The organism is Granulicoccus phenolivorans DSM 17626 = NBRC 107789 = JCM 15570, from assembly GCF_000423085.1.
Taxonomy (GTDB): domain Bacteria; phylum Actinomycetota; class Actinomycetes; order Propionibacteriales; family Propionibacteriaceae; genus Granulicoccus; species Granulicoccus phenolivorans.
Map to the genome: position 1 here is coordinate 10406 of NZ_KE383977.1, position 12111 is coordinate 22516.

The following is a 12111-nucleotide window of genomic DNA, read 5'->3' on the forward strand; positions in this document are numbered from 1 at the left end:
GCTTATATTCACTTGTCTCATTCACCGTCATCTCAGGAATAACCATACGATGCTTCGCGCCATTAGTAAGAACAGCGTCAACAACCATCGAGAACTTCTCACCAGTAGGCATCTTATGATCAATCTGCAGTCCACCGTTAGCAGTCTCAATCACATTCTCGCTACCGAAACGAAGCTTAGCAGCATCAATATTGAGAACTTCCAGCATAGTGAATTCTGCTGTCTCAGAATACTTAGAAATCACAGAAGCAATAGTCGTTCCGCCCATATCTTCCAAAGTCTGAGTATCAGTATCCGTCTTCCACGTAATACCGTCAGTTGAAATATAACCAACGTTCTGGAATGCTTCGTTTAATTCATCGAAAGCACCCGTTGGCAATACTGTACCTGTAGGTGCGATGAAGACAACGCCTGTTGCCTTTGTTTTAGTAAATGCTGCGTTACTAGCTTTATTCTTTTTACGAGCCATAACAAATACCTCCTTAAATTAGGTATAAAAAGAGCCTCACACCCCTTAACGATGTGAAGCTATAATTTTTTCTTTTATGATTAACTATTCAATGTCATAAGCCCAGTCCACAGTGAGAACGAACGTAATCGTATACCGTGACTGTTTAGAATCAAGCAAAGGATTATTATAAACGCTCATAATATCCACGCTCAAGAATGGAAGAATATCATCGACAGATTGGCGTAACAGTCTAACGATATGGTAAGCGGTTTCTTCCGTCGATTTAAGCTTATCTGCATACACATCAACAGCGAAAACAGTATCCTTCGCATAATCATTGACACTTCCGCCCGTCTGCTCTACAACAATAAGCTTATTATTCTTACTATTCGTATTCACAGACTCGGGAACCATCCATGTTACCGTAAAACCAGTAGGCTTATGCTCGCGCAAATAATCCGTCAAGAGGGAATGCACAGTATCCATGCCTATGCGCCTCCTGCAGAAGTCGCGCGAAGCAATGTACGATAACGCGAATTATCATACGCGGCTTCACCATTATCCGCTCGAGCAGCGGCAACAGAACCGAAACGACTATCACGAGACGACGCAGAAGAATACTTTGCTTTCTTCCTCCCCCTCATCCGATTAGCATTATTCGCAATACGTTCAGCCTCAGAATCCAATAATGCGCGCACCTCAGGAGAACGCCTATACTCAGTAAAACCAGCATAATCGAGTCCCACGCGAATCTTACCACCCATAATCAATTCACCCTCCTTGCCAATACACGCACATACCAAATTGTAGGTGTTATATCGGTAAGCGCTGGATAAGGGTCGCCGAGCACTTGTACGATACGACCATCAGGAAGAGTAAAACGCGCATCACGCAGATTATGAAATTCCCATGTGCGAGGCATGTAGAGTTTCGTATCCGCATTCTGCGCGTATAAATCTCTCGTAGACGCGGTTTCCTGAACCGTTGGAGAAGCAACAAGAACATTATCTACAGCTTCAGGCTTACCGTATATAGTCTCCACATCACCTTCTGCAGTTTCAACATTCTGAGAGTATTGGAGTTGGATTGTAATTCCTCTCATACTAAAACTCCTATAGTTCAATATGACCAATATGTTGTTTACCCTGCCCAAGAAGCTTGAGCTCTCGAGGAAGAAGCCGTAACCCTCCCACAGGTTGACCAAAACCGAACGATTGACTAAAACCATCAACACTCATCGTTGTACTCGTCACACCATCAGGCACAGCAGTATTGCGTTCCTGCTCGAACACGCGTTGAACCATAGCAATGACAATATCCTTGCAGATACCTGGTTCAGCATCTTCTGCCTGTTTATATCGTGGAGCAGCTAGGCGCAACATACGACTGGCAGAATCCAGTAGTAGTTGCACCCGCTCCTGTTCAGAACTATCCAACGGGTAGACAGCTTCCAACTCATTGGTAGTCGCGAAAGATTTCGTCATAAGCTACCTCCCATCAAAAGTAGTTCATAGTCTTAAGCCGAAGGAGAAGATGCCTTAGGCTTCAATACTGCAAAACCCTTAGAATCGAGCACAGCGAAGTTCAATACGGCTTCAGTACGGTATGCGACCTGATTCATACGCTTCAAATCACCTGCACCATCTGGATCACCAAAAGCAATTTCTTCAGTAAACATTTCACGCGATAAACCCCACTTAATAAGGTCAAAATCACCCATGATTGCCAGAACTGGTTTTACAGTATTAGATACAGCCGCACGAATACCATCAACCTGCGCACCATCAGTCAAATTCAATGGAATTTCTGGATACATGCGAACGCCTGTAGAAGTACGCACTGCACGCAAATCACCAGCTTCCTGACGAGAAAGCGCAACACCATTAATTTCATAGTCAATAAGAGCTGCTGCAAGCTGGTCAAGGTGCTTTGCCGCATCCTTATCTGCTGTCACGCTAGTAGCACCCTCAGTAAGAGCAGTGACTCCTGCGAGAGAAGAATTATCCTTAGGGTTTTGACCGTTGAACACAATAGTGTCAAGTGCGCGACCGATAGCTTTTGCTTGGTCGGCAAGAATAGACTTGATAATCTGAGCCTGCGCATCCTCATCCGTCCACTTAAGCTGATTAGACACACGTGTAGTAGTCTGAACGGTGAGCTGTGTTGCCTTAACAGGCTTCACAATCTGCTCATATGCACTCTTATTAGCACCTTCACCAACAACTTCAGCTACTGCATTACCAGAAAAATAGTTATATTCCTTGGCAAGCATAGAAGAGGGTACTGCTGGGGATAATGCGGCAATAGCCGAAGCGCCCTGTACATCCTTAGCAATAGTGGTTACCACATCACTTGGAATAGCAATCTTTGTAGTATCAAGAACTGCCATAATATTTCCTTATTTCTCCTAGTTTTTATTGATTAATTGACGTGCCATCACATGCAAACCATCATCTTTAGGTTCACGTGATGGAGTTTTAGATTGATCACTAATAGGCAGACGAGGACGCTGTGAGTTCCACGCTAAAAGCTTCTTCACGTACTCTGTCATCGCTTCTTCATCACCATCAGGCAACAAATTAGCAGGCACTCCAGTTTCTTCTGAAACTTTTGACTTTATTTCCGCCATTTTTTGCGTAGCGTTAATCTCGTTAAGTTCCTTCTGTAATTTGTCTGCTTCATCGGCGCGCTTGATTAGCTCTTCATTCTGCTTTTTAAACTCTTCCAGTTGTTGAGCAGCTTCAAAGTTCTGCTTAGCACGTTTTTCCCATTCACGCGAATGCTTAAGCAGTTCATCATATTTCGCCTGCAAATCATCACCAACAGAAGAAATATCCTGTGGCGCTGATTGTTCAGCAGACTCAGTGTCTGTCTGTGGCTTAATTGGTTCTGGTTCTGCCATATTTATGACCTTTCCTATTTTATTGACCACTCTGCCATGCGGCTGAGCAAGACCATGCCCCGTAGCGGAGCATGGATTTACGAGCACCGTGAGCAAGATTCGAACTTGCGTAGCAACAATTGCGTCAGACTTTACAGTCTGAAGTCTTTAACCACTTGACTATCACGGAAAAGATTGATTAAATATAAGTAATGAGCCGTCGTTCATACCAGTAGGTAAGTTCCGCGGCTCATTTGATTCTTACAAGATTCTCCAAGCTGTCAATCATATAAATTTTTCGATTATGAAATTTAACAGTGATTGTTAGATAATGTTTAAGATCATCATCACTCATAGAATGAGTATTATCTGAATTATCAAATACAACCGCAGTCGCATCAATTTTCTTCGAAGCGTTACCAAGATGACTCTCAATCGTATTTCTTGTAGTCGCCTTGCTGAGTGTTTTTATCTCAATTCCGCCTACGAGATCAGCTTTACCAATACGTCGCCCATTAGCATCTTCTTTCCAATCCTGTTGAAAAATGCACTTTATACCATTTTTAGAAAGTCTCAGAGCAGTTAGCAATTCTTCATCTTTTACACGCTCACGAACAAATTCACTCTCATACTCAATAGTTGGTATTTTCCCTGTGTTGAGCCATTCGCGGTCTCGTGTACGCATCTCAGCAAGAATTTGATTACGCTTCCATACATTGTAACGAGGAATCTTACTGCCTGGAGGCTGCTCTAAAACCCAATGATGATAGCGATCACTGCTTGCATAATGTTCTACAGCATCACGACACTTAGCATACTGCTTATACAATGAGTCAGGATCATATCCAGGAATCGATTGTTCACCCCATGAGGGGATAATCAAACAATCATCATGTAAATGAAACTTACTCGAATCTCCCGCAGTATCCTCAGTATGATAAACAAAACCACGCGAGGCAATCATCACACACCATTCACACGTAATACCCTGCGGCACACGAGCATAGCGTACTTCACTAGGGTCTTTTTTAGCTGTGAAAAGTGTCGTTAATCGAGAAGTACGATGCGCTACATCATATGCGAGATTAACCCACTGCGAAGAATCATTATGATCGAATTGAGCAACCGCCCGACCCCACATATCATCGATAGTTAACCGCGCACGATTACGCCCCGTATACACCTGCTTCCACGTTAAACCATTAAAATCCGTGCGCGAATAACCATGCAACGCATCATATAAACCACGGTCAGCATGAACGATAAACTCCTTATAGTCATCAAGCTCTACATCCGATGCAAAAGACCATAATTCACGACTTGACGCGTAATATCGAGCAGCCTCCTCGCTCATCTGAGCAGCATAATCAGTTACAATATCACGATATAACTCATTATCCACCACGGAATCATCTGAACCAACAAGCTGAGTTACACGCTTCTTAAAAACATCATCAATCTCAGCAATAATCTTTTGATGCTTCCCGTATAAAGAATTTAATTCAGATTGCAAAGCCTCAGCTGTACCATCACGCGGTTGAAGAATCGAAGGAAGATTCATCTGATTCTTGTCGCTCATAAGAATTCTCCTCCTTATCCTCCGTTATCAAGCGTTTTTCTAAACTATCCACAGCCTGCTGCGCTCTCTGCTTGCGCTCATCACGCCTAATTTGAGCAACCTCATCAAGAGTTAAACCTGCTTTACGCAAACCCACAGTAGAATTCGCAAATACTGGATTCTGCGACGCTATCTTCGTGTAATAATCAGCACGCGCAGCATCACTCACCTCATGCGTCGGAGACCATACAGGTACAACACCCGTAAAATCTGGCACGGTAAGTAAACCGTCACGCGCTTGAATAGCCATAGCGAGCGCGTTTTTCAGCTGGCGTCCAAAAGCTATGTTTTGACGGTTGGCTGTTCGCGTAAGCCATGATTCGGATGCTGCAAGTGCTTCCTGGCTTGATGGGTTGCTTACTCTCATGCCGAGCGTTTCTGGTGTAAGGTCGGTGATTGCTGCAACTTGCATGACAAGCGTTTCAAGCATGTCACCATGTGGGCTCATGCTTGCTTGATTGACTTGCTGCATGGTTGGCACATTACCATCCTCATCCCTGCTAATACTGTTAATACTATTGACGGCGATTTTCCACGCATCTGTCGTCATAGCATCAGGATCAAGACCAAGAAACCATAATTGTGGATAGGAGTAGAATTCTGCAGTTGATTCCATGCGAACCATAGTGCGGAAAGCCACGTCAGTTAGCGCCATTAAAGCACGATTGATACGCGAGTGCCCGAATGGTCTATCCATTTGAGCATCATAAACGAAAGGAACAATCATGGGCTGAGGCATGTTCGTCACTATTGTCTCAGCAACCCAGTGATTATTTATCCGTGTGCACTCATAGTTCTTAAAAGGCATCCATACAGTAAAAGCAGTAATATCACCTTCATCATTGCATTCAGTAATCGTCATCGCTGCACTAATACGCCTATTCTTCCTATCCCACAAGGCGCTCGACCAATCAGCAGAGCGAGGCATCAACACCATACGCCCAGCCTCATCCGCGTAAATTGTCAAAAATGAGCAAGAATGTTTATACGCGCTCACAATCAATTGCGATACATCAACATCAAGCTGATTATCCTCAACAATCTTACTAATACCATAATCATCACTGTCTGAGACAACAAACCCTTCAAAAACGCTTTTATCCGCGAGAGCGCGCACACTCTTTTCTGCCCAACCAATAGTATTGACTGCCTGATTAGCGATTTGTGGAGGTATCGCTACACGTAGGTCACGAAAACGGTTACGCGCATCATAATAGGCACTGCGTAGCATGTTGCGTGGATACTTTTGTCGCCACAATTTGAATAGTTTGTTGATTATAGGATAGTCACCTTCGTTAATACCATTAATTTTTCCTATATTGCTCGTAGCAAGGTTAAGGATTTGATTATCAATGTTGAAAAACATAGTTAGTTTATCCTTTGCTTCCGTCCCGGACGACGCTTCGTTGTAGCAACACCTTCAAGAGCAAGAGTGACGGCGACAAGAGGACTAATGTCTACATCACTGCCTGACTTATTCCATGCTTGCATGCCATTTTGTCCAACGTTACGCAATATTGCGCCGCCTACTGCAATGTCAAGTGGTTGCTGGTCTTTCAGATGCGTTAATTTACGTTCAACAAGCATGCTTTGAAAACGCTCCACAGCTCGCCCCATGTCACGCAACGACGTTTGAGTCACCTTCACATGCGCTTTCGTAAGCTCTGGAACAAGCACCGTTGCTGGAGATTGATAGTCAATGACTACTACCGCAGTTTTACTCCACCTAGACGCTATCCAATCAACCGCCCACTGTGTACCTTCACGAGACGGATCACGATATTCGGCGAGTTCAACATGCGCTGTACCATCCTTATATCTCATGCATGCGCCAATACTAAAGGCTTTGCGGTTAGGACTCATATCCAATGCAAAACCTATCAAATCACCGCCATTCGGTCTTTCATCCACAGCTGACTGTCCCCACAAACTGGTGTCAATAGCATGCATCGAAATATGCTCATCCCACACTCCGAGAGCCTCACGGCGAAACGAATCATCAGACAATTGCCTGCGCATACGAAGGATAGCCGACTCCGACGTGCGGTGAGGATAAGAGGGATTTGCTTTCTTCCACTGGTTACGATCGTCAAGTTCGCAGTGTCTATCAGCACTGAATTCCACATAGAACGTGTCAGTGTCAACACCCTTGATAGCACCTAACCGCTTGCCAGTAAAAGCTTCACTAGGGTCATTAGGACGCGGAGGAGTTCCCATATAAATCGCCAAAGCATTCGGGGAAGCGTTCATAGACGGAATCATATTCTCCAACGCCGCCTCTGAAAGAATTTGCGCCTCATCAAAAACTTCCACGTCAACCGTATGCAATCCACGTCCAAAACCACGCTCGCGTGCACCAAACAAAATACGCGAGCCATTCATAAACTCTATAGCCTCTTGACCATTAGCACGACGAATATGCTTGACATATCCACGCAACGCAGCATTATCACAAATAGATGTAAGGTCTTTAAACGTTTCTGCAGAAGTGCGCGTATGATGAGCCGTCCAAAAAACGAGCAGTGGACGTTTACTCGTCACGCACATCAACAATACAATAAGTCCAATCGTAAAAGTCTTACCAACCTGTCGAGGAATGCTAATAACCGCGCCACCCACACCACACGCATATAAGCCATTCTTACGTTTACCAAGAAGAACAGTACCCAGCCCTTGCTGCCACAGGTCAAAAGTAAAGCCCAACCGTGTCGCAACTTGGTTGAGCCGAGGAAAATCTGAAGTAACGATACCATCAGGGATAATACAGTGCCTAGCCGCGTCAGATAATCGAGGAGTCAAAGCTACTTGACGATTCACTGTCATAACTCTCCTCCTCATTAATATCAACCGTAAGAGAATTCTTCCCCGCCGTGACAATATCATTCAATTGGCGTGAAACATTAATAAGCTCTCGAGTGATCCCCGCTAATGCTCCAGCTGGAGAATCAGGGGAAATCAAAGCCTTATGTAACACGCTACGCGCAAAGCGGAGCTCATCTTCCAAAGAATCATCCATCATGCGCTCAAACTCGTTCTTATCCAACTCAGCATTCACCGATTTAGAAACAGGAACAATAACCTTCTGTTTCTCCACACGTACCGAGTCAGCTTTCTTAGAATCTTTTTCAGCCTCTCGCGCAAACCTTTTCTTATTACGGTTATAATCCACGCGACAGCGTGCAGAACAAAACATTGGTTTACGCCCATGAGCGGAAGGCTTAAAGAAATTACTGCAATTTTTACACTGCAAAACAAAACCTCCCAACAGTTACGTATCGATTGTTACGAATTAAAAAACTAGAGGGATATTAGCCCTGTCGCCGTGGTGGCGTCCGGGCGTGTCGTGGGATACCCTACCCACGTTATCAGCACGCCATTATGCCTGATAATTTTTCATATTACCATTTACTTGCTCGCGTTAAACGCGGTCGAGTGATTTTCGATTGATATTTGCTTTTTATTTGTGCTCGCGCGTATGCGACTGTATGGTTGCTTCTCTGCCTGTTGCAGTAGCGGTGTGCGAGCCTGCAGTTATTAAAGTCGTAGGGGCTTCCGCCTCGTGATACAGGTATGAGTTCGTCTACTTCTGGTGCTCCTGGAAGCGTGGTGCCGTTGAGGGTTTTGTCTACGGGTTTGCCGCAGATGTGGCAGGTGTCGTAGGCGGCGAGGACTCGCGCTCGCAGTTTGTTTCTTCTGCTGCTGTTTGTGCGTCGGGGGTTAGGTTTAGTCATTATACATCCTCTCTACATGTAGCAAAAGTCTACAGCATGCTCGTTTTCTCTTTGTGATGCTGTATGGTTTGCCTGTGTGCGCTACTTCCATTTTCTCGTTTTTGAGATTTGTTTTCGGGCACTGTAATTGATTGGCTTGAGATTTGAGAGCATGTACAAAGTAAAGAGGCGAGCATCCCGTAGATATGAATATAGCCATTCGCGTACACGCATGACTACTGTACTTATTTAATCATGCAGTGGTTGTTGTTGTCAAGCATTGATTTGTGAAGATTTTGTGTGTGGACGGTTTTCTTTTTTATCGGTTACATCAGTGGTGTAACCGTTCTCAAGCATTGAAAATAAAGGCTTGTAGGCATGTTTTTTGTTGAGGTTACATCTAAAAGTACTTCTACCCTCTTTTTTATCTCAAGATTTTTTGAAAAGTGGTGTAACCGTGTAACCTACCTTAATGAAAGCCAGTATTTTCAAGGTGTTAGATAGGTTACACCAGTAGTGTAACCACGTGTAACTGGTGTAACCGTATTTTATATATTTTATGCTTTTGCGCGTATAAGAGGTTATCTATTTTTTTGAATATGGATAACCTTTTGTAGTTATTGCTTGTAGGTATAGTTAAAGGTGTCGAATTCGACACCTTTACTAGCAACACGCTTTTAGTATTGCATATCAAATGCAATACATGTATTGTTGTCTATGTAGTTAACTCTCGAGAGTAGACCTCCCACCATAAGGGAAGCGCCAAAATCGAGAGTTTTGCATATTTAGTATAAGTGAGAGATACAATGAACACAGCAATATTAGTTGATGGTGGTTATTATCGGAAACGGGTAGCTAGCACTTTTGGTATTGAGTCTCCGAAGGAAACAGCGGATAGATTATATAAGTACTGTTTTAGACATTTATATGAAAAAATTGACGGCAAAAATGTGCGCCATAATCTTTATAGAATTTTTTATTATGATTGTCACCCTATAGATAAAATTGTTTATCATCCCGCTACGCGTAAGCAGGTTGATCTTAGTAAGTCTGAGACAAAAGAGTGGGCTGAGGATTTTTATAATTGTCTTGCACATAAGCGTAAGGTGGCTTTACGCTTTGGTGAAATTAGCGATTCTAGTATTCATTATCGGATTAAAGATAAGGTTTTACGAAAACTTTTGAGGGGGACTGTTTCACTCGGTGAGGTGTCTGAGGAGGATTTTACTCTTGCGATGCAGCAAAAGGGTGTGGACATGCGTATTGGTTTAGATATTGCTTCATTGTCGTTTAAGCATCAAGTTGATAGTATTGTTCTTATTGCTGGTGATAGTGATTTTGTTCCTGCCGCTAAGCTTGCTAGGCGTGAAGGTATTGATTTTATTCTTGATGCTCTGGGTGGGAATATTCGTGACAATTTGTCTTTGCATATTGATGGGTTGCGTACTTGTGATGACAGTTTTAATGCAAAATGACAAGCATATAGTGGAGTAGTTATAAAAACTTGGTGTAATCTTTTTATTAATATATATTTAAGTGTTAGTCGTGTTAGTCTTTGATACGATTACACTTTGTATGTATTGGGCGAGTATGTTCTGGTAGTCGCCTAGTACTTGTTGCGTGACGTTGAGCTCTAAGCCTATGAGAATATTGTTGCCTTCGTAGATACGCTCGGCTTGTATGTAGTCGAAGATGTTGATGAGCCAGAGTGCTGTTTCTTTGCGTGTTTTACGTTCGTTTTTTAGATCGTGTCCTGTGTGTTCGTATTTGGCGTGGATGAGTTCGTGGGCGAGTGTACAGCGTTTTTGCCTGTCGTTGAGTGTTGAATCGAGAAGAATGTTGTGTGTGGCGTGGTCGTAGTAGCCGGTGTGTGCAGTATTGAGCGGTGTCTCAATGATAGTAATGTGTGCTTGTTCTGCGTAATTGTAGAGGTTTTCTAGTGTGGGTGTGTCCAAGTGTTTGTCCTCTTCGTTGCGTGTGGTTTTGACGGTTTTATAATACACCTTTTTTAGAACATTTGTTCGAATGTTTGTGTTGTGTTTTTTGAATATTTTATGACACATAAAAGTAATGACTCGAGCTCATTAAACTCGAGTCATTACTTTTTAACTATGTGGACTACTGTCTTTTCTTATATTTTCTTTTGTTCTTAAACATATGCCAACAGAGGAGACCGATTGGAATGCTGATGAGAAAAAGTGGAGGTGCGAGAAAGGATAATATTAACACGATTGCTTCTAATATGGTTAGGATTGTTAAAAGTGTTAAAAATACTATATATGCGGTTTTCTCCATAGGTTTTGTTTTAACAGTATTTTGCGTAGCACAGGCTTGTATTGAGGGTTTTATATTTGCTTTTACTTGATTAGTATTATGCGCGTATTCCCTTCGTGAATGAATTTTTCCTATTGGGCGTGATAGGTTATGTGGATCATTTTGTTCAATTGCTGTAATTCCGCGTTTTTTATCTACTTGTTTTTGGACGGCTAGTGTTGCTTTGCAGTCTGAGAGTGCGTTGTGAGCTACGTAATTGTGGTTGCATTCTTTTGCCGCTTCGGTGAGTTTATAGTAATCGGTATGGTGAAATAGTTGTCCATATTCTCGCATGGTGTCTGTGACTTTGTCGATGTCGAATTTAAGTCCAAGTACAGCAAGAAAAGCTAGGTCGAAAGGTGCGTTATAGATAACGATTTCTTGTGCTCTGTCGAAGATGTCTTGAAGTATAGTTAGGTCTTGGCGCGCAAATGGTTTATTTGCTACTTTCTTAGGTGTGATATGGTGGATTTTTTCAGCTTCTCGCCATGTTTTCTTTTTTTCTGGTTTGTAATAACGGTCGTGTAGTACGATGCCGTTGCCGTCGATAATGGAGATTTGGAGGAGCTCATCATATTCTGGGGCTAAGCCTGTTGTTTCTGTATCGACGACTATTCGAGTGATTGGGGTGGTAATTTCTTTGTCTTTTTTTGGTGGTGTGAGAGTGATTTCGTGCATGATTCGCCCGTAATCATCGAGTGGACGTATTTTAATGCGGATGTCAAATATGGAGCCGTCTTTCACATCTTCGAGAGCGCTGTATGCGTTGCTAATGTTAGGTGTGATGTCGAAGATGGGATTTCCTTTACTGTCGGAGAGTGTGATGCGCGGGTATTTTGCTCCATTACGTGGCGGTAAGGTGCTTTTGACGCATTTTTTACGTGTTCCAGCTACTTCTTTGTAGTCGTTTGTGAGATATTTTTTAGAGATGGTGAAATGGATTTTTCCACTACCAAGGTTCATGAAGTAATTATAGTTTGCCATTATTTTTAAGTCTTTCGCATCAAGCTTTTGCTTCTTTTGCTGTCATTTTTTAGGTTGTTTGCGATGTTTGTACTGTTTGAGTTGATGTAGTTATTATGCGCCGAAGTCGTCTAATTCTCGCTCAGATTCTTTATTAATATCCTCATTAGCAGCG

General features: G+C 42.9%; 14 protein-coding genes and 1 tRNA gene. 1 reads left to right on the top strand and 14 read right to left on the bottom strand.

All coding sequences use genetic code 11. The features are described 5' to 3' along the window. From G531_RS26255 to G531_RS27150, 12 genes are all read right to left on the bottom strand, one after another. Positions 1 to 469, bottom strand: a 469-nt coding sequence (locus tag G531_RS26255; RefSeq protein ID WP_162143204.1) for a phage tail tube protein, incomplete at its 3' end; no start/stop codon positions are given. Positions 470 to 553: 84 nt separating this feature from the next. Beyond that, a complete protein-coding gene (locus G531_RS26020; protein WP_022857264.1) occupies positions 554 to 937 on the bottom strand; it encodes a hypothetical protein in 384 nt (127 codons plus the stop codon). A 280-nt stretch (positions 938 to 1217) separates the two neighbouring features. Further along, positions 1218 to 1553 (bottom strand): hypothetical protein, encoded by a 336-nt coding sequence (locus G531_RS26025; RefSeq protein ID WP_022857266.1) that lies wholly within the window; start codon positions 1551 to 1553, stop codon positions 1218 to 1220. Positions 1554 to 1563: 10 nt separating this feature from the next. Next, entirely contained in the window at positions 1564 to 1935 is a 372-nt protein-coding gene (locus G531_RS26030; RefSeq protein WP_026472678.1) for a Gp19/Gp15/Gp42 family protein, read from the bottom strand. Between the two features lie 32 nt (positions 1936 to 1967). After that, on the bottom strand, positions 1968 to 2840 hold the full coding sequence (locus G531_RS25005) for a phage major capsid family protein (RefSeq protein ID WP_022857268.1): 873 nt from the start codon (positions 2838 to 2840) through the stop codon (positions 1968 to 1970). 18 nt (positions 2841 to 2858) lie between these two features. Further along, positions 2859 to 3353, bottom strand: coding sequence for a hypothetical protein (locus G531_RS26035; protein WP_022857269.1), 495 nt, complete (start codon positions 3351 to 3353; stop codon positions 2859 to 2861). 84 nt (positions 3354 to 3437) lie between these two features. After that, positions 3438 to 3521: transfer RNA gene (locus tag G531_RS0119295), tRNA-Tyr, on the bottom strand. A 61-nt stretch (positions 3522 to 3582) separates the two neighbouring features. After that, on the bottom strand, positions 3583 to 4911 hold the full coding sequence (locus G531_RS26040) for a VG15 protein (RefSeq protein ID WP_022857270.1): 1329 nt from the start codon (positions 4909 to 4911) through the stop codon (positions 3583 to 3585). Further along, positions 4862 to 6316, bottom strand: coding sequence for a phage portal protein (locus G531_RS25530; RefSeq protein WP_022857271.1), 1455 nt, complete (start codon positions 6314 to 6316; stop codon positions 4862 to 4864). The genes G531_RS26040 and G531_RS25530 overlap by 50 nt, the downstream gene beginning before the upstream one ends. Positions 6317 to 6318: 2 nt before the next feature. Then, positions 6319 to 7773 carry a phage terminase large subunit gene (locus G531_RS25010; RefSeq protein WP_022857272.1) on the bottom strand — a complete coding sequence of 485 codons (1455 nt, stop codon included), beginning with the start codon at positions 7771 to 7773 and terminating at the stop codon, positions 6319 to 6321. After that, the gene (locus G531_RS26045) at positions 7730 to 8119 is read right to left on the bottom strand and encodes a hypothetical protein (RefSeq protein WP_022857273.1); all 390 of its coding nucleotides are present in this window, start codon (positions 8117 to 8119) and stop codon (positions 7730 to 7732) included. Before G531_RS26045 ends, G531_RS25010 begins: the two co-directional genes overlap by 44 nt. A gap of 229 nt (positions 8120 to 8348) precedes the next feature. Continuing rightward, positions 8349 to 8681 carry an HNH endonuclease gene (locus tag G531_RS27150; RefSeq protein WP_022857274.1) on the bottom strand — a complete coding sequence of 111 codons (333 nt, stop codon included), beginning with the start codon at positions 8679 to 8681 and terminating at the stop codon, positions 8349 to 8351. Between the two features lie 785 nt (positions 8682 to 9466). Here G531_RS27150 and G531_RS25015 point away from each other — a divergent pair. Further along, complete coding sequence (locus G531_RS25015) at positions 9467 to 10135, top strand: NYN domain-containing protein (protein ID WP_022857275.1); 669 nt, start codon at positions 9467 to 9469, stop codon at positions 10133 to 10135. A gap of 57 nt (positions 10136 to 10192) precedes the next feature. Here the strand turns inward: G531_RS25015 and G531_RS25535 are convergent, their stop codons facing one another. Both G531_RS25535 and G531_RS25540 read right to left on the bottom strand, forming a co-directional pair. After that, a complete protein-coding gene (locus tag G531_RS25535) occupies positions 10193 to 10663 on the bottom strand; it encodes an ImmA/IrrE family metallo-endopeptidase (protein ID WP_211221922.1) in 471 nt (156 codons plus the stop codon). A gap of 115 nt (positions 10664 to 10778) precedes the next feature. Further along, a complete protein-coding gene (locus G531_RS25540) occupies positions 10779 to 11957 on the bottom strand; it encodes a 3'-5' exonuclease (protein WP_022857277.1) in 1179 nt (392 codons plus the stop codon). Positions 11958 to 12111: the final 154 nt, after the last annotated feature.